This window comes from Nocardia vaccinii NBRC 15922, from assembly GCF_001613305.1.
In the GTDB taxonomy this organism is placed as follows: domain Bacteria; phylum Actinomycetota; class Actinomycetes; order Mycobacteriales; family Mycobacteriaceae; genus Nocardia; species Nocardia vaccinii.
On sequence record NZ_BDCC01000022.1, the window covers coordinates 1 to 17,303 of the forward strand.

Below are 17,303 nucleotides of genomic sequence, written 5' to 3' on the forward strand. Positions count from 1 at the left end.
TCGCAGGAGGAGCGGAAGTGAGCCGGTTGGCGGAGATGTTCGCGGCGTGCCGCGCCGAGCACCGGGCCGCGCTGATCGGTTACCTGCCCGCCGGCTATCCGGATCTGGCCGGTTCCATCGCCGCGTGCCGGGCGATGGTCGAATCCGGTTGCGACGTCATCGAAGTCGGCGTCGCGTATTCCGACCCGGTGATGGACGGGCCCACCATCCAGGCCGCCGCCGAGCAGGCGTTGCGGGCCGGGGTACGGGTGCGGGACGTGTTCGCCGTGGTCGAGGCGATCACGGCGGCCGGTGGCAAGGCCGTGGTGATGACGTACTGGAATCCGGTGCTGCAATACGGCGTCGACCGGTTCTCCCGGGATCTGGCCGCCGCGGGCGGCCTGGGCATGATCACCCCGAATCTGATTCCGGAGGAGGCGCAGGACTGGTTCGCCGCCTCCCGGGCGCATGGTCTGGACCGGATCTTCCTGGTCGCGCCGTCCTCCACCGAAGAACGTCTGGTCAAGACCATCGAGGCCAGCAGCGGTTTCATCTATGCCGCCTCGACGATGGGCGTGACCGGCGCACGGGCCGCGGTGTCCTCGATGGCCCCGCAATTGTGTGCGCGGATCCGGGCCCATTCCGATATCGCGATCGGCGTGGGCCTGGGTGTGCGCAGCGGTGCGCAGGCCGCGGAGATCGCCGCTTACGCCGACGGTGTGATCGTCGGGTCGGCCCTGGTCACCGCCGCCGGTCAGGGGCTGGACGAGGTTCGCGCGCTGACCGTGGAGCTCGCCGAGGGCGTGCGTTCGGCGGCCGTCGCCACCTAGCGCGTCGATGTCCGGCCGACCGCGCCGCGTGCGGTGCGAGCGGTTTCCGTTACGGTGGGCCCGTGACCTACCGAGTCCTGGCCGAGAGTGTTGTCGCCAACAGTGCCCTGCACGGTTCCGTGCTGGCCTATATTCCGAGTCCGCCGCGCGGCGTCTGGAATCTCGGGCCGTTACCGCTGCGGGCGTATGCGGTATGCATCATCATCGGCATCATCGCCGCGATCTGGTGGGGCGAGCGGCGTTGGCAGCAGCGCGGCGGCCGGGCGGGCGCGGTGCTGGACGTGGCGATGTTCGCGGTGCCGTTCGGCCTGGTCGGCGGGCGGCTCTACCACGTGTGCACCGACTGGTACCGGTATTTCGATACGGGCAAGAATCCCTGGGACGCGCTGAAGGTCTGGGACGGCGGTCTCGGCATCTGGGGGGCGGTGCTGCTGGGCGGCGTCGGCGCCTGGATAGGTTGCCGGGTATACCGAATCCCGTTGCCCGCCTTCGGTGACGCGATCGCGCCGGGCATTCTGCTGGCCCAGGCGATCGGCCGGTTGGGCAACTACTTCAACCAGGAACTGTACGGCCACGACACCACCAAGCCGTGGGGTCTGGAGATCTATCTGCGCTTCGACCACAACGGGCAGCTGGACATGATGAACGGCGTGTCCACCGGAGTCGTCCAGCGCATCGTGCAACCCACCTTCCTGTACGAGCTGGTGTGGAACCTGATCGGCGTGGTGTTGCTGATCCTGGCGGACCGGCGCTGGCGGATCGGCCACGGACGGCTCTTCGCGCTGTACGTCGCGATCTACACCTTCGGCCGATTCTGGGTTGAGCTGCTGCGCGACGACGACGCCACGCACATCTTCGGTATCCGGATCAACTCGTTCACCTCGACGATCGTATTCGTCTGCGCCATCGCCTATTTCGTGCTCGCCACCAAGGGACGTGAGGCCGCGGCGACGCTGCAGCCCGGTGGCGACCGGCCGTGGCCGTGGCAGTTCGGCGCCTTGCGCGAGCACGCCGCGCAATCGGCGGCGACGGAAGCGGATTCGGCGCTCACCACGAATGCCGACGACACCGAGGCCGCCGGGGCCGACGCCGAGGATCGGGCGCCCGACGAGGACGCCGGGAAATCGGATGCGTCATCGCGGGAAGCGGAGCAAGCTGAGCCCGGCGAATCCGGAGCGGACGAGCGGACTTCCGGTAGCGAAAACGAGGCCGCCGGCGATGAGGAGTCGACGGTGTCCGCAACGGCGGAGTCGTCGGGAACCGCGGCGAAATCCGCCGAGTAGAACCGGAATCGATATCCGATCCGCCACGACCCGGCGGGCGGGGTGAGGCGGGTCGCGGTGATGCGGCCCGCGGACGAGGAGGACAGATGACCGAGCACGAGGTGCGGCAGTGACCGACCCCTATCAACAGCCCGGCTACGGGCCGCAGTACGGCGCACCGGGCACCGGCCCGGGTATCGGCGGGCAGCCGTACGGGCAGCCGCAGTACCCGCAGGACGCGTACGGGCAGCCGCAGGACGCGTACGGGCAGTCCAACCCCTACAACCAGCAGGTGTACGCACAGCAGCCGGGCGGCTACCCGCAACCCGGCTATCCGGCCGGTCCGTACGGCCAGCCCGGAATGGATCCGCAGGCGCCGTTCGGTCGCGATATGTACGGCATGCCCTACTCGGACAAGTCGAAACTGGTGGCGGGCCTGCTGCAACTGTTCCTCGGCGGTTTCGGAGCCGGGCGATTTTACCTGGGCTACAACGGGATTGCCGTCGCACAACTGCTGGTCACCATCTTCACCTGCGGTCTGGGCGGTATCTGGCCGCTCATCGATGCGATCATGATCTTCCTGGGCAATGTGCCCGACACCTACGGCCGACCGCTACAGGAAAGCTGATTCGCCGGTCGCCGGAATTCGGCTCAGCGCAAGCGAAATCCTGTGGACAACGGGCGCGCATGTCGTGGGTTGCGCCGGTTCTGTTCGTCGGGCCCGTGTCGGCGGGCCCGCCTGGCGGAGCGGTAATCCATTGCACCGCAAGCTGTTCGCCGCCGTGCAGGAATTCGGCACCGCACTGATATCCCCGATTTCGGTAACCGAATTGTTGCCGGTGACGCGATCGACGGCCGCTCCGCCCCTCGATCCCGTCGGGCTCCCCGGCGTGGCCGCCCGCTATTGCCGGATGATCTATCTGGTGCTCGGATTTGCGCAAACTTGTGTCGAGACCGGGGTGGCCGGACATCTCGGCGGGTGAGCCGGATCATAGGCTCGCCCTATTGATAGCGAAGGGTATGCCCACTCGGCGAAGCGGACCGGGCAGGACTAGGCTCGAGCCGTGATGCGACGGACAAAGATTGTGTGCACCCTCGGGCCGGCCACAGCCTCCGAGGACCGGATCCGCGAACTTGTCGAAAGCGGCATGGATGTGGCCCGGCTTAATTTCAGTCACGGCGAACACGCCGATCACGCTGAGAACTACGAGAAGGTGCGGAAGGCCGCGGATCACCTGGGTCGCGCCGTCGGCATCCTGGCCGATCTACAGGGCCCCAAGATCCGGCTCGGCCGGTTCGTGGACGGCCGCACGACGTGGGCGACCGGCGAGGAGGTGCGCATCACCGTCGAGGACGTGGAGGGCACCCACGACCGCGTGTCCACCACGTACAAGGAACTGGCCGCCGACGCCAAGGCGGGCGACCGGCTGCTGGTCGACGACGGCAAGGTCGGGCTGACCGTACTGCGCGTCGAGAACAACGATGTCGTCTGCCGGGTGACCGAGGGCGGACCGGTGTCGAACAACAAGGGCGTGTCGCTGCCCGGTATGGATGTTTCGGTTCCGGCCTTGTCCGACAAGGACATCGCCGACCTCGAGTTCGCGCTGAAGCTGGGCGTCGACTTCATCGCGCTCTCGTTCGTGCGATCCCCGGCGGATGTGGAACTGGTGCACGACGTGATGGATCGCGTCGGCCGTCGCGTCCCGGTGATCGGCAAACTGGAGAAGCCGGAGGCGATCGACAATCTCGAGGCGATCGTGCTGGCCTTCGACGCGATCATGGTCGCGCGCGGCGACCTGGGCGTCGAGCTGCCGCTCGAGCAGGTGCCGCTGGTGCAGAAGCGTGCCATCCAGATGGCAAGGGAGAACGCCAAACCCGTGATCGTGGCGACCCAGATGCTGGAGTCGATGATCACCAATTCCCGCCCGACCCGCGCCGAGGCCTCCGATGTCGCCAACGCGGTGCTGGACGGCGCGGACGCGGTGATGCTCTCGGGCGAGACCTCGGTCGGCGAGTACCCGATCGAGACGGTCCGTACGATGGCACGCATCGTGCATGCCGTGGAATCCGAAACCTCCACGCGGGTACCGCCGTTGACCCATGTGCCGCGCACCAAGCGCGGTGTCATCTCCTACGGGGCCCGCGATATCGGCGAGCGGCTCAACGCCAAGGCGTTGGTCGCCTTCACCCAGTCCGGCGATACCGTGCGCCGCCTGGCCCGCCTGCACACCCCGCTGCCGCTGCTGGCCTTCACCCCGCTGCCGGAGGTCCGCAGCCAGCTGTCGCTGAGCTGGGGCGTGGAGACGTTCATCGTGCCGACCGTGCGCACCACCGATGAGATGATCGGTCAGGTCGACAAGGAACTGCTGTCGCTGAACCGGTACGCCAAGGGCGATCTGGTCGTCATCGTGGCCGGTTCTCCGCCGGGAACCATCGGTTCCACCAACCTGATCCACGTGCACCGCATAGGCGAGGAGGACCATTAGTTGAGTACGTCACTGGGCGAATCGGTGTCTACGGGAACAGGCGATCTGGACGTTCTGCTCGGTCTGCTCGACCTCGAGCAGACCGGTGCGGACACGTTCCTCGGCCAGCATCCGGAGAAGGTGTGGAGCCGGACATTCGGCGGACAGCTGGTCGCGCAGGCGATCATCGCCGCCGGGCGTACCGTCGGCCCCGAACGTCCGGTGCACGCGGTCAACGCGCATTTCGTGCGCGGCGGCGATGTGAAGAAGCCGATCGAATACCGGGTGGAACGGCACCGGGACGGCCGTGCCTTCGCCAATCGCACCGTCACCGCCTATCAGGACGATCAGGAGCTGTTCGTCATGCTGGCGGCCTTCCAGGACTACGGCAAGGGCCTCGAGCACGCCACCCCGCAGCCCCAGGTGCCCGATCCGGACGGTCTGCCGCGGGTCGAGGAGTCCTTCGAGGGTCTCGAGGACCGGCTGCAGATGTTCGTCCAGGCTCCGCATCCGATCGATATGCGGTACACCAACGATCCGGCGTGGATCCTGAAGGGTACCGGCGAAACCCTCAACCACAACCGGGTGTGGATGAAGGCGGACGGCACCCTGCCCGACGATCCGCTGATTCATGTTGCGACGCTGGGTTATTCGTCGGACACCACGGTGCTGGATTCGATCATCACCACGCACGGCCTGTCCTGGGGCTTCGACCGGATCGTCGCGGCGACGGTGAATCACTCCATCTGGTTCCACCGCCCGTTCCGCTTCGACGACTGGGCCCTGTACGCCACCCAGTCGCCCGTCGCCGCCGGTCAGCGTGGTCTTGCCATGGGGCACTTCTATTCTCGCGCAGGCGAATTGCTCGCCACGGTCGTCCAGGAAGGCGTCATCCGGCACTTCCCGGCCAGGCGCTGAGCCGCGCGGCTCAGATCAGTTCGCGGTTCTCCTCGAGGTCGAAACTCTCCCGGTACAGGGTGTGAATCTCGTAGGGGACCGCGTCCTCGGCGGCGATGCACAGCATCAGGCGGGTCTCCAGCCGGGCCAGATTGGCCTCGGTGAGCAGTTTCGCGTCGCCGACGAGGCTCAGCGCGATCTCGTAGGTGCGGCGATCGCCGGGGTCGCTGCCCGGATGGTCAAGGCGCCATTGGGTTTCCAGCACCGTGTGGCTCGGCTGATCGGGGTCGACCGGCAGCGTGAACCGCCAGGCGAACAGATCGCGGTCGGCCACGTGTTCGTCGACCACCCGGCGGACGGTGGCCACGACACGATCGAGAGTTTCGGGTGTCACGTAAACATGGAGCGAAACATCCGAAATGCGTTTCGGCATGTCTGAGTCCTGTTCTTGTGTCGAACCTTCGGCGGGCCATTCGCCCGGCAGTGTAGTCGCTCGCCGCCGCAAATGGGGAGGACGCTCCGTCCTGGAGAGTCGGCGCGAATTGCTCAGGCCTGGCGGCCGATTCGAGTGATGTCGATGACCGGCGGCTCGTCCTGCCGCCCACCGGGCAGTACCACCAGACGCGGTCGGCCGCGGTCGTCGGTGGTGCGCCCGGCCGGCATGCACAGCGCGAGCAGTAGCGGCCCGAGGGTTTCGGCGATGTGGTCGCCGACCTCGCAGTACTTCTCCGGGGACAGGCCCACCGGATCGGCGATGTTCTCCCGGCCCACCAACGCCAGATCGTTACGGGCCCGATCCATTTCGGGGACGGTGCGCGCACCGCTGACCTTGGCGATGCGGTGCGCCTGCAGCAGGGTGAAGGTGCGGGGCCGCGCGCCGGGAACGTGCGAGACGATATCGTCGCGAATCTGTTCGGTCATGGCCAGGACCAGATCGGCGCGGTCGACCATCTCCGGCTTCAGGCGGCGGGCGCGGAAACCGCTCGCGTTCGCGCCGAGTCCGGTGATCGTCTGTGCCGCAAGCGGTTCCACGCCGAAGCCGACCAATGCCCGGGTTCCCGCGCTCTCCGCGGTCAGCTCGTACAGTCCGTGTTCGTCCGCCAGTGCGCGGGTGAGGCGTTCGGCGATCACCGAGCGGCACACATTGCCGGTGCAGACGAACAGGACATGCATGGCAGGTACGGTATGCGCCCGCGGGCGCGGCGAGAAGACACCAATAGCGGAAATCGGTCATTGTCGCCAGATGTTCATTTCCGTGTAGCGAGTCGCGCGAGAAACGTTTGCTTGCGAGTCGCTGAATTCCCTCGAATGCGGGAAATTATTTGCCGCCGGAATCTTCGCGATAATAAGTCTTTTCACCGACCACGGGCGCGGTCTTCGGATCCGCGTCCTCGACCCGCCCGCGCGTGGAGAACAGCCGTCCGCGCATCGGCACCGTGGGCGCGACGCGGGCCAGCCCGGTCGGGGTGGTCATATCGTCGTACATGGTGTCGATGCCGCCGCGCCGGAAGTACGCCTCGTGCCAGAATCCGGTACCCCCGGAATCCCGCAGAAAACGCTGCCACCAGTCGCGATGCGGTGCCGAGCGGGTCCATCGCTCCAGGCTGTCCAGGTCGCGCCAGTACTGTCGCGCACCCCAGTGCGGCGGGAAAAGCGACCAGATCAGATCCTCGTGCAGCAGCAGCCCGTCGGGGTGATCGCGATGTGAGCGATAGAGTTTCGGCCCCAATCCGAGCAGTCGCAGCATGCCCCGCGGCCGCCGCACGCGCATACCCAGATAAACGACGACCAGGTCCGGATATTCGGACAGATCCGCGGTGAGTCGATTCACGCGCATTCGCGACCTCCCATCGAGCCGGGGTGCGGATAACCCCTGTCCTGTTTGCACGTAATACGCCGGTGATCGGTTCGATCGGCACGGTCGTCGGGGGCCCGGGAGCCGATTCGGGTCCGATATCCTCCGCCATCGATTGTCCGTCGATTTGCTGATCGGCGAAAGTGTCATCACGGTCGAAGTCGGCTCGATATTCCGCCGGACCTGCTCGGCGTCGCGGGGCCGCGAGGGGCGATTACCTCGGAGACGGTGATCGGCACGGCTCGCCGCGACGCCGGACAACGTTGTGCGGCAATGCAGTACGACAGGAGTCGCAGCGGCCGCGAACTTGGTGCCGAGTGTGGGACTCGAACCCACACGTCCTTTCGGACAACGGTTTTTGAGACCGTCGCGTCTGCCTGTTCCGCCAACTCGGCGCACCGGATCCAAATCATAGCCGGTGACCCTGCCGAGAACCGAATCGGTGTGATACTGCCCCGGTTCGTGCTGGGTAAGTGGGTTCTCGGCGGTGTTGAACGGTACGCTTCAGGGAACTCGGATGCGTATCGTAGCGGTCCGTCGAGGGCGGCGTCGGACTGTATCGGAGCATCGAGTGTCGGCATCGGAATACGAGGGGTCTGTCTATGGGAACGTCAACAGGGGGCGCGAAGAAGGATGGGGCGACCGCCGCCAAGCGCGTGGTCGTGGCCGAGGACGAGGCACTCATCCGGATGGACCTGGTGGAGATGCTCACCGAGGAGGGATACCAGGTCGTCGGCGAGGCGGGCGACGGCCAGCAGGCGGTCGATCTGGCCGCTGAGCTGCGACCCGATCTGGTGATCATGGATGTGAAGATGCCGCGCCGCGACGGTATCGATGCCGCGGCGGAGATCGCGACCAATCGTGTTGCTCCCGTTGTGATTCTGACCGCGTTCAGCCAGCGCGACCTGGTCGAGCGGGCGCGGGACGCGGGCGCGATGGCCTACCTGGTCAAACCGTTCACCAAATCCGATCTGGTACCGGCGATCGAGCTGGCGGCCAGCCGTTTCCACGAGATCACCGCACTCGAGAGTGAGGTCGCGAGCCTGTCCGAGCGGCTCGAGACGCGCAAGCTCGTCGAGCGCGCCAAGGGTGTGCTGATGCAGACGCAGGGGTTGTCGGAGCCGCAGGCGTTCAAGTGGATACAGCGGACCGCGATGGACCGCCGCACGACGATGAAGGCGGTTGCCGAGGTCGTATTGGACAACCTCGCACCCAAGTCGTAGTAGCGACCTATTTGCCACCGATTTACACGGCGGAAACACGATCTTGACGAATATTCGGGATCGAAGTAGCACTTATGGCTCGAATGTGATGCGGAGCTAACGTCACACCGCTATGTTCTGAGCTTGGCCGACATGGTCGGCCCTCTCGGCAACCCCGGGGGATCGGTGAACATAGAGGTGAATCGTGCTTGGTTCAATAACGCGGAGCACCACGCGCACTCGCGTGGTTCGCGGAGCGTTGGTGATCGGAGCGGCGGCCGTACTGGCCGTGGCCGGTTGCAGTAGCAAATCGACGTCGAACAGCGCCGGTGGCGGCAGTGGAACCGGTCTGTCGATCAAGTCGCTGGTGCAGATCGATAGCCAGGGCAAGGCGGTAACCCAATCGGGTACGGCCCAGGCCGCCGATCCCGCGGGCGACGGCAAGGCCAAGTGCGCGCCCACCACGGCGATCGCGATGGCCGGTGCGCTCACGGGGGCGAATTCCGCACTCGGCATCAACATCGTCGATGGCGTGAAACTGGCTGTCGAGCAGCACAACAAGGCCAACCCGGGGTGCCAGGTGCTGGTGAAGCCGTTCGATACCGAGGGCGATCCGCAGAAGGCGAGCCAGGTCATCCCGACCGTCATCAGCGATCAGTCTGTGACCGCGCTGATCGGTCCCGCCTTCTCGGGTGAGACCAAGGCGACCGGCCAGATCATCAGTGACGCCGGACTTCCCGCGCTGACCTCCTCGGCCACCAACGCCTCGCTGACCAAGAACGGGTGGAAGACCTTCTTCCGCGGTCTGGCCAATGACGATCTGCAGGGCCCTTCGGTCGCGCACTACCTGACCGGCGCGGGCGGCTTCAAGAAGATCTGCGTGGTGCAGGACGACTCCGATTACGGTGTGGGCCTTGCCAAGTCGGTGATCGCCGCGCTCGGCTCGTCGTCCGATGAATCCTGCGCGGCTCAGGTGAAGACCGGTGACAAGGACTTCTCCGCGACAGTTTCCAAGCTGTCCGCCGCCAAGCCGGACGCGATCTTCTACGCCGGGTACTACGCCGAGGCGGCCCCGCTGGTGGAGCAGCTGCATTCGGCCGGGGTGACCGCGACCTTCGTCTCCGACGACGGCACCAACGACCCACAGTTCGTCAAGCAGGCCGGTGACTCCTCCAAGGGCGCACTGCTGTCCTGCCCCTGCGGCCCCGCGCCGGACTCCTTCGCCACCGCCTACAAGGACCTGAACAAGCAGGATCCGGGCGTGTATTCGGTCGAGGCGTACGACCTGACCACGATCGTGCTGAAGGCGATCGACGCGGGCAAGGTCACCCGTCCCGAGGTGCTCGATTTCGTGCGCAACTACGATGGCCAGGGCCTGGCCCGGCACTACAAGTGGGATGGCACGGGCGAACTTTCGAACGCCCTGATCTGGATGTACCAGGTCAAGTAGGGACCAACCCCGTATCGGCAACAGCGTGCACCGGTAGGCGAACCCATCGTCCCGGTGCACGCCCCTTCCATCACCTCGGCAGGGGCACCGTGCTTCCGCTCCGGCGGCGCGCATCGGGACTCGGGCACGCTGTTTCCCACGATGACGAGAGTGTCGAATGTCTGTAACCGTATTGGCGGATCCCGCGCTGTATGCCGGGACCATTGATTTCAACATTTCCGGGGTGGCCGACCAGTTCTGGCAGCTCACCGTCGACGGTTTGAGCTACGGCGCGATCTACGCGCTGGTGGCCGTCGGTTACACCCTGGTCTACGGCGTATTGAGGCTCATCAACTTCGCCCATTCGGAAGTCTTCATGTTCGGCATGTTCGGACAGTATGTCGGATTGGAGCTGCTGGGGTTCTCCGCCAGTGGGAACACCTATTCCGAGGGCCTGCTGATGACGATCGTCTACCTGCTGGTGGCGATGCTGATCGGCATGGCAGTGTCCGGTGCGACCGCCGTCGGCCTGGAGCGGGTGGCCTACCGGCCATTGCGCAAGCGCGGCGCCAAACCGCTGATCTTCCTGATCACCGCGATCGGCATGTCCTTCGTGCTGCAGGAGTTCGTGCACTACGTGCTGCCGAAAATCGTGCCCGGGCTGGGCGGCACCAATCCGCAGCAGCCGATCAAACTCGTTGCGCCCAAACAGGAATTCTCCCTGTTCGGGGCCTCGGTGACGAATGTCGCGATCGTGATCGTACTGGCCGCCGTCGCGTTGGCCGCGCTCACCGAGATCCTGATCAACCAGACCAGATTCGGCCGCGCCATTCGCGCGGTCGCCCAGGACCCGGACACCGCGACGCTGATGGGCGTATCCCGCGAACGGGTCATCATGCTGACCTTCCTGATCGGCGGTCTGCTGGCCGGCGCCGCCGCGACGCTCTACACCTTGAAGGTGCCACAGGGCATCGTCTTCAACGGCGGATTCATCCTGGGCGTCAAGGCGTTCAGCGCCGCGGTGCTCGGCGGTATCGGCAATCTGCGCGGCGCACTGCTGGGCGGTCTGCTGCTGGGCCTGGCCGAGGACTACGGCCAGATCCTGTTCGGCACCCAGTGGCGTGACGTGGTCGCGTTCGTGGTGCTGGTGGCGGTGCTGATGTTCCGCCCGACCGGCATCCTGGGGGAGAGTCTCGGAAAGGCACGGGTATGAGCGTCAGGCCCGGAGGCGGCAGCTTGCGTAACCACGGAGGGCCCGTGAATGCCCGGATGGACGCTGCTATGAGCGTCAGGCCCGGAGGCGGCAGCTTGCGTAACCACGGAGGGCCCGCGAATGCCCGGATTGGACAGAGCGCATGAGCGAGGCGACGAAGGTTCCGGTGACCTCCACCGCACCGCGGCAGCCGCGTGGTGTCGGTGATGCGATTCGCGGCTGGTGGGGTGGGCTGTCCCGGCCCGCGCAATGGGCGTTCGGCGTGCCCGCGGTCATCGTGCTCGGGCTGATCGCACTGTTCCCGCCGCCGCTGATCAACACCCCCGGCACCAGTTTCGGCGGGGTGATGGCGCAGTTCGCGATGTACGCCCTCATCGCCATCGGCCTGAACGTCGTGGTCGGGCAGACCGGCCTGCTGGATCTGGGTTATGTCGGCTTCTACGCGGTCGGGGCCTATACGGTCGGAATTCTGACCAGCCCGAACAGCCCGTTCCACTCGAATTCCGGTGTTTTCGATTCGAAGTGGGCGTGGCTGCTGTGCGTGCCGCTGGCGATCCTGGCGACCGCCGCATCGGGTCTGATTCTGGGCACCCCGACGCTGCGGCTGCGCGGTGACTATCTGGCGATCGTGACGCTCGGATTCGGTGAGATCGTGCGATTGCTCGCCGACAATCTGGGCGGGGTCACCAACGGCAGCCTCGGCCTGGCGGGCATTGCCTATCCGCATCTCGGCGAGTCGAAAACCCACACCGGTGGCTACTTCTCGGCCGGGAATCTGGGTGATCGCAATTCCGGGAACCTGCTGGACCGGGCGAACTCCGGGGTCTGGTGGTTCTGGCTCGGCATGCTGCTCGTGGTCGTCGTGCTGATCCTGGTCGGCAATCTGGAGCGCAGCCGTGTCGGCCGCGCCTGGGTCGCGATCCGCGAGGACGAGGACGCCGCGGAGATCATGGGCGTGCCCACCTTCAAATTCAAGTTGTGGGCATTCACCATCGGCGCGGCGGTGGGCGGGCTGTCCGGCGCGCTGTACGCCGGTCAGGTGCAGTTCATCAATCCGACCGGATTCAACGTCATCAACTCGATGCTGTTCCTGTGCGCGGTCGTGCTGGGCGGTCAGGGCAACAAGCTCGGCGTGATCGTCGGGGCGTTCCTGATCGTGTACCTGCCGAACCGGTTCATGTCGGTGAACGTGGCGGGCCAGTCGCTGGGCGACTTCAAATATCTGTTTTTCGGTCTCACGCTGGTGGTGGTGATGATCTTCCGTCCGCAGGGGCTGTTCCCGGCGCGGCAGAAATTGCTCACCTACTCCAGGCAGGTGTATCGAGCGGTGCGGCGGCCGGCACCGGCCGCCGAGGCGACGGGAGTGGGCGCATGACGGGGCCGGGCGCGGGTGGTGCGCTGTTCGACAACGAGGACATGTCGGCGGGATATGTCAGCGAGCCGGAGGAGGGTACGGCAGGTGTGGTCGATGTCGGCGCCGTCGTGCCGGAACTGGCCGATACCCAGGTCGTCGCGGAAGTCGTTGCGCCGCACCGGGAAATCGAGACCGCGGTCGGTGAGCCGCTGTTGCGCACCGAGGGACTGAGCATGCGGTTCGGCGGTCTGACGGCGCTGGATTCGGTGAGTTTCGAGATCCGTCGTGGTGAGATCCTCGGGCTCATCGGGCCCAACGGCGCGGGCAAGACGACCTGCTTCAACGCCATCACCGGTGTGTACCGGCCGTCGGCGGGAACGGTGTATTTCGACGGCAAACCGCTCACCAAGACCAAGCGCAACCAGATCACCCGGCTGGGCATCGCCCGGACCTTCCAGAACATCCGGTTGTTCGGGGAGATGACAGCGCTGGAGAACGTGGTCGTCGGCACCGATGCCCGGCACCACACCTCGGTGCCCGGCGCGGTGTTCCGCAGTCCCCGGCACCGCCGGGAGGAACGCGACGCCATCGAACGCGGTATGGCGCTGCTGGAGTTCGTCGGCATCGCGCCGCGGGCGGTGGAGAAGGCACGCAATCTGTCCTACGGCGATCAGCGCCGGTTGGAGATCGCGCGCGCGTTGGCGACCGAGCCGAAGCTGCTGTGCCTGGACGAACCCGCCGCCGGCTTCAATCCGAGCGAGAAGTCGGCGCTGATGGATCTGATCCGCAAGATCCGCGACGACGGGTTCACGGTGCTGTTGATCGAGCACGATATGCGGCTGGTCATGGGCGTCACCGACCGGATCGTGGTGCTCGAGTTCGGGCGCAAGATCGCCGACGCGCTGCCCGAGCAGATCCGGGACGATCCGGCGGTGATCGCGGCCTATCTGGGTGTGCCGGACGAGGAGGCCGCGGCAGCCGCGCGGGAGCCGGAGGTTCCCGGCGAAACTCCGGGCGAGGTCCCGGAGCCCGCGGCGGCCGGTGAATCCGGCACTCCCGACGTGGCGTTCATCCGGCCCGAACCGGTGGCGGTGTCGCCCAGCGCGCTCACCACCGGCGGTCCGGGGCAGGGTGGCACCGAACCGCTGCTCGTGGTCGAGGACATGGTCGTCGGCTACGGCAGAATCCAAGCGCTGCACGGTATTTCGTTGCAGGTCGCGGAGGGTGAACTGGTCACGCTGCTGGGTGCGAACGGCGCGGGCAAGACGACGACCATGCGCGCGCTGTCCGGGCTGCTGCCACTCGGGCGCGGGCGAATCATGTTCGCGGGCAAGGACATCAGCAAGATGCGGGCGCACGAGCGGGTGGTCGAGGGGCTGATCCAGGCTCCGGAGGGACGCGGCGTGTTCCCGGGAATGACCGTGCAGGAGAACCTCGATATGGGTTGTCACGCACGGCCGTTCAAGCAGAAGTCCGAATACGGGCAGACGCTGGAGCGGGTCTTCGAGCTGTTCCCGCGCCTGGCCGAACGCCGTAAACAGGTGGGCGGCACCATGTCCGGCGGTGAACAGCAGATGTTGGCGATCGGCCGCGCGCTGATGGCCCGGCCGAAGCTGCTGCTGCTGGACGAGCCCTCGATGGGCCTGGCGCCCATGGTGATCCAGCAGATCTTCCGGATCATCAGTGAGATCAACGCCAACGGCACGACCGTGCTGCTGGTCGAGCAGAACGCGCAGCAGGCGCTGACCCGCAGTCACCGCGCCTACATCCTGGAGACCGGTGAGATCACCAAGACCGGCGACGGCCGCGCGCTGCTGACCGATCCGGCGGTCAAGTCGGCGTATCTGGGCGTCGCGTAACCGTGCGGAATCCGGCCGCGCACGGTGCGGCCGGATCCCGTTCGAACTGGTTGCCGTTGCGACACTGCGAACCGCCCGAGCGAGCGAGGGCCGAGGATGCGGCCGAGGATACAGAGGTCCGGCAACGCTTGTCGGTGCCTGTCCCTAGACTCTGTGCCGTGACTTCAGCCACCAGCGATCAGCGCCCGAGCACCGTGCCCGCAGCCACCGACGGCGAGCGGCCGACCCTGTTGTTGCTGGACGGGCACTCGCTGGCCTATCGCGCGTTCTTCGCGCTGCCCGCGGATAATTTCAAGACGGTCACCGGGCAGACCACCAATGCGGTGTACGGGTTCACCGCCATGCTCATCAACCTGTTGCGCGACGAGAAACCCACTCACGTCGCCGCCGCGTTCGACGTCAGCCGCAAGACCTTCCGCACCGAGGCGTACCCGGAGTACAAGGCCAATCGCTCCCAGACGCCCGACGAGTTCCGCGGTCAGGTGGAAATCACCCAGGAGGTGCTGGGCGCGCTGGGTATTCCGGTGATGGCGATCGACGGCTACGAGGCCGACGATGTGATCGCCACCCTGACCACCCAGGCCGTACCGCAGGGGTTCCGGGTGCTGATCGTCACGGGTGACCGGGATTCGCTGCAACTGGTGTCCGACGACGTCACGGTCCTGTACCCGAAGAAGGGCGTCTCCGAACTCACCCGGTTCACCCCCGAGGCGGTGCAGGAGAAGTACGGTCTCACCCCGGCTCAGTATCCGGACTTCGCGGCCCTGCGCGGCGACCCGAGCGACAATCTGCCCGGCATCCCGGGGGTGGGGGAGAAAACCGCCGCCAAGTGGGTGCGCGAATACGGCGATCTGGCGACGCTGGTGGATCGCGTCGACCAGGTGAAGGGCAAGGTGGGTGATGCGTTGCGCGCCAACCTGTCCAATGTCGTGCTGAATCGTCAGCTCACCGAGATGGTGAAGGACGTCGCACTGCCGTACACCCCCGATCAGCTGGCCCAGCAGCCATGGGACCGGGACAGGATCCACCGGCTGTTCGACGATCTGGAATTCCGGGTGCTGCGCGATCGGCTGTTCGACACCCTCGCCGCACCCGAGCCCGAGGCCGAAGGCGGATTCGAGATCAGCGGCGGGGCCATCGAGCCGGGCGGCGCCGCGGACTGGTTGGCCGAACATGCCAAAGCTGGTGTGCGTCATGGTATTTCGGTTGTCGGCAGCGGAACCCCGGTGACCGGAGACGTCACCGCGATCGCGATCTCCGCAGCCGACGGCGAGGGGGCGTATTTCGATGCGGTAGCGCTGACTCCGGAGGACGAGGCGGCGCTGGGTGCGTGGCTGGCCGATCCGAAGATTCCCAAGGCCGTGCACGAGGCCAAGGCGGCGTTGCACGCACTGCGCGGGCGGGGTTGGCGTCTGGCCGGGCTCGCCAGCGATACGGCGCTGGCCGCCTATCTGGTGCGGCCCGGACAGCGCACGTTCAATCTGGACGATCTGTCCCTGCGGTACCTCTCGCGCGAGTTGCGGGTGGAAACGGATGCGCAGCCACAGCTGTCCCTGTTGGACGAGGAGGGCTCGGTCGACGCCGAACTGGCGCAGACCGAGATGCTGCGCGCCCGCGCGGTGGCCGATCTGGCCGATGCCCTGGAGGTCGAACTCGAGCGCATCGAGTCCACCAGGTTGCTCACCGATATGGAGTTGCCGCTGCTCGAGGTGCTGGCCGAGTTGGAGGAGGCGGGTATCGCCGTCGACATCGCCGAACTCGAACAGCTGCAATCCGAATTCGCCGATCGTGTCGCCGATGCCGCGAGCGCGGCCTACGGGGTGATCGGCAAGCAGATCAATCTCGGCTCGCCCAAGCAGTTGCAGGTGGTGCTGTTCGACGAGCTCGAGATGCCCAAGACCAAGCGCACCAAGACCGGATACACGACCGATGCCGATGCGCTCGAGTCGCTGTTCGAGAAGACCCAGCATCCGTTCCTGGAGCATCTGCTCGCACACCGCGATGCGACCCGGCTGAAGGTGACGGTCGACGGGCTGCTCAAAGCGGTCGCCGACGACGGCCGCATCCACACCACGTTCAACCAGACCATCGCCGCGACGGGCCGGTTGTCCTCGACCGAGCCCAATCTGCAGAACATCCCGATCCGAACCGACACCGGCCGCCGCATCCGCGACACCTTCGTCGTCGGGCCCGGTTGCGAGTCGCTGATGACCGCGGACTACAGCCAGATCGAGATGCGGATCATGGCGCACCTGTCCAAGGACGAGGGGCTGATCGAGGCATTCAACTCGGGGGAGGATCTGCACAATTTCGTCGCCTCCAAGGCATTCGACATCCCGATCACCGAGGTGAACCCGGAGCTGCGCCGCCGGATCAAGGCGATGTCCTACGGCCTGGCCTACGGGCTGTCCGCCTACGGGTTGTCCCAGCAGCTCAAGATCAGCGCGGAGGAGGCCAAGGCCCAGATGGAGGTCTACTTCTCGCGGTTCGGCGCGATTCGCGACTATCTGCACGAGGCGGTGGAGCAAGCACGCAAGGTCGGCTACACCGAGACGCTCTTCGGTCGGCGTCGCTATCTGCCCGATCTGGACTCGAGCAACCGCCAGCGTCGCGAGGCCGCCGAGCGGATGGCCCTAAACGCGCCCATCCAGGGCACCGCCGCCGACATCATCAAGGTGGCCATGATCAATGTGCAGCACGCGGTGAAAGAGGCCGGGCTCGCCTCGCGCACCCTGCTGCAGATCCACGACGAGCTGCTCTTCGAGGTCGCCCCGGGCGAGCGCGAGCAGCTGGAAGCCCTTGCACGCGAACATATGTCGAATGCCATCGAACTGTCGGTGCCGCTCGAGGTATCGGTGGGAGTCGGCCGCAGCTGGGATGCCGCCGCGCATTAGGAGCCGAAGAAAAACCGTGGCCGCCGGTCGGATGAGGGGGACGCCCGGCGGCCACGGAGTCGGT

At 66.3% G+C, this 17,303-nt stretch carries 15 protein-coding genes, 1 tRNA gene and 1 pseudogene; 13 read left to right on the top strand and 4 right to left on the bottom strand.

What is annotated here, in order from left to right:
- Nucleotides 1-17: 17 nt before the first annotated feature.
- From trpA to NV1_RS17255, 6 genes are all read left to right on the top strand, one after another.
- Nucleotides 18-809, top strand: coding sequence for a tryptophan synthase subunit alpha (gene trpA / locus NV1_RS17230; RefSeq protein ID WP_084525476.1), 792 nt, complete (start codon nt 18-20; stop codon nt 807-809).
- A 62-nt stretch (nt 810-871) separates the two neighbouring features.
- Nucleotides 872-2,092, top strand: coding sequence for a prolipoprotein diacylglyceryl transferase (gene lgt / locus NV1_RS17235; RefSeq protein WP_067892441.1), 1,221 nt, complete (start codon nt 872-874; stop codon nt 2,090-2,092).
- Between the two features lie 109 nt (nt 2,093-2,201).
- A complete protein-coding gene (locus NV1_RS44945) occupies nt 2,202-2,699 on the top strand; it encodes a TM2 domain-containing protein (protein ID WP_067892443.1) in 498 nt (165 codons plus the stop codon).
- A gap of 130 nt (nt 2,700-2,829) precedes the next feature.
- Nucleotides 2,830-3,054, top strand: a complete 225-nt coding sequence (locus NV1_RS17245; protein ID WP_067892445.1) for a hypothetical protein — start codon at nt 2,830-2,832, stop codon at nt 3,052-3,054.
- Between the two features lie 81 nt (nt 3,055-3,135).
- Nucleotides 3,136-4,557, top strand: coding sequence for a pyruvate kinase (pyk, locus tag NV1_RS17250; RefSeq protein WP_084525477.1), 1,422 nt, complete (start codon nt 3,136-3,138; stop codon nt 4,555-4,557).
- Nucleotides 4,558-5,454: an acyl-CoA thioesterase gene (locus NV1_RS17255; RefSeq protein ID WP_245713768.1), complete on the top strand. Its 897-nt coding sequence runs from the start codon at nt 4,558-4,560 to the stop codon at nt 5,452-5,454.
- Nucleotides 5,455-5,464: 10 nt separating this feature from the next.
- Here NV1_RS17255 and NV1_RS17260 read toward each other — a convergent pair whose 3' ends face one another.
- The 4 genes from NV1_RS17260 to NV1_RS17275 form a co-directional block, all read right to left on the bottom strand.
- Nucleotides 5,465-5,827, bottom strand: coding sequence for a hypothetical protein (locus tag NV1_RS17260; protein WP_245713769.1), 363 nt, complete (start codon nt 5,825-5,827; stop codon nt 5,465-5,467).
- 152 nt (nt 5,828-5,979) lie between these two features.
- The gene (locus tag NV1_RS17265; protein WP_067892449.1) at nt 5,980-6,606 is read right to left on the bottom strand and encodes an arsenate reductase/protein-tyrosine-phosphatase family protein; all 627 of its coding nucleotides are present in this window, start codon (nt 6,604-6,606) and stop codon (nt 5,980-5,982) included.
- Nucleotides 6,607-6,751: 145 nt separating this feature from the next.
- Nucleotides 6,752-7,270 (bottom strand): phenylacetaldoxime dehydratase family protein, encoded by a 519-nt coding sequence (locus NV1_RS17270; protein WP_067892451.1) that lies wholly within the window; start codon nt 7,268-7,270, stop codon nt 6,752-6,754.
- Nucleotides 7,271-7,596: 326 nt separating this feature from the next.
- A tRNA-Leu gene (locus tag NV1_RS17275) sits at nt 7,597-7,683 on the bottom strand.
- 207 nt (nt 7,684-7,890) lie between these two features.
- Between NV1_RS17275 and NV1_RS17280 the strand changes: the two genes are divergently transcribed.
- From NV1_RS17280 to polA, 7 genes and pseudogenes are all read left to right on the top strand, one after another.
- Complete coding sequence (locus NV1_RS17280; protein ID WP_067892454.1) at nt 7,891-8,511, top strand: ANTAR domain-containing response regulator; 621 nt, start codon at nt 7,891-7,893, stop codon at nt 8,509-8,511.
- Nucleotides 8,512-8,749: 238 nt separating this feature from the next.
- On the top strand, nt 8,750-9,940 hold the full coding sequence (locus tag NV1_RS17285) for a branched-chain amino acid ABC transporter substrate-binding protein (RefSeq protein ID WP_245713772.1): 1,191 nt from the start codon (nt 8,750-8,752) through the stop codon (nt 9,938-9,940).
- Nucleotides 9,941-10,097: 157 nt separating this feature from the next.
- On the top strand, nt 10,098-11,132 hold the full coding sequence (locus tag NV1_RS17290; protein ID WP_067892458.1) for a branched-chain amino acid ABC transporter permease: 1,035 nt from the start codon (nt 10,098-10,100) through the stop codon (nt 11,130-11,132).
- Nucleotides 11,133-11,274: 142 nt separating this feature from the next.
- Nucleotides 11,275-12,507 (top strand): branched-chain amino acid ABC transporter permease, encoded by a 1,233-nt coding sequence (locus NV1_RS17295; protein ID WP_067892460.1) that lies wholly within the window; start codon nt 11,275-11,277, stop codon nt 12,505-12,507.
- Nucleotides 12,508-12,548: 41 nt separating this feature from the next.
- A pseudogene (locus NV1_RS47215) lies at nt 12,549-13,460 on the top strand (ABC transporter ATP-binding protein); the annotation flags it as partial.
- Between the two features lie 189 nt (nt 13,461-13,649).
- Nucleotides 13,650-14,345: an ABC transporter ATP-binding protein gene (locus tag NV1_RS47220; RefSeq protein WP_245713773.1), complete on the top strand. Its 696-nt coding sequence runs from the start codon at nt 13,650-13,652 to the stop codon at nt 14,343-14,345.
- Between the two features lie 158 nt (nt 14,346-14,503).
- Nucleotides 14,504-17,239, top strand: a complete 2,736-nt coding sequence (gene polA, locus NV1_RS17305) for a DNA polymerase I (protein WP_067892462.1) — start codon at nt 14,504-14,506, stop codon at nt 17,237-17,239.
- Nucleotides 17,240-17,303 lie beyond the last annotated feature (64 nt).

What these genes read in the sequence shown, in the direction of transcription:
- NV1_RS17265 (WP_067892449.1), bottom strand. Translation starts at nt 6,606, where the DNA reads ATGCATGTCCTGTTCGTCTGCACCGGCAATGTGTGCCGCTCGGTGATC.
- NV1_RS17270 (WP_067892451.1), bottom strand. Translation starts at nt 7,270, where the DNA reads ATGCGCGTGAATCGACTCACCGCGGATCTGTCCGAATATCCGGACCTG.
- NV1_RS17280 (WP_067892454.1), top strand. Translation starts at nt 7,891, where the DNA reads ATGGGAACGTCAACAGGGGGCGCGAAGAAGGATGGGGCGACCGCCGCC.
- NV1_RS17290 (WP_067892458.1), top strand. Translation starts at nt 10,098, where the DNA reads ATGTCTGTAACCGTATTGGCGGATCCCGCGCTGTATGCCGGGACCATT.
- NV1_RS17295 (WP_067892460.1), top strand. Translation starts at nt 11,275, where the DNA reads ATGAGCGAGGCGACGAAGGTTCCGGTGACCTCCACCGCACCGCGGCAG.
- NV1_RS47220 (WP_245713773.1), top strand. Translation starts at nt 13,650, where the DNA reads ATGGTCGTCGGCTACGGCAGAATCCAAGCGCTGCACGGTATTTCGTTG.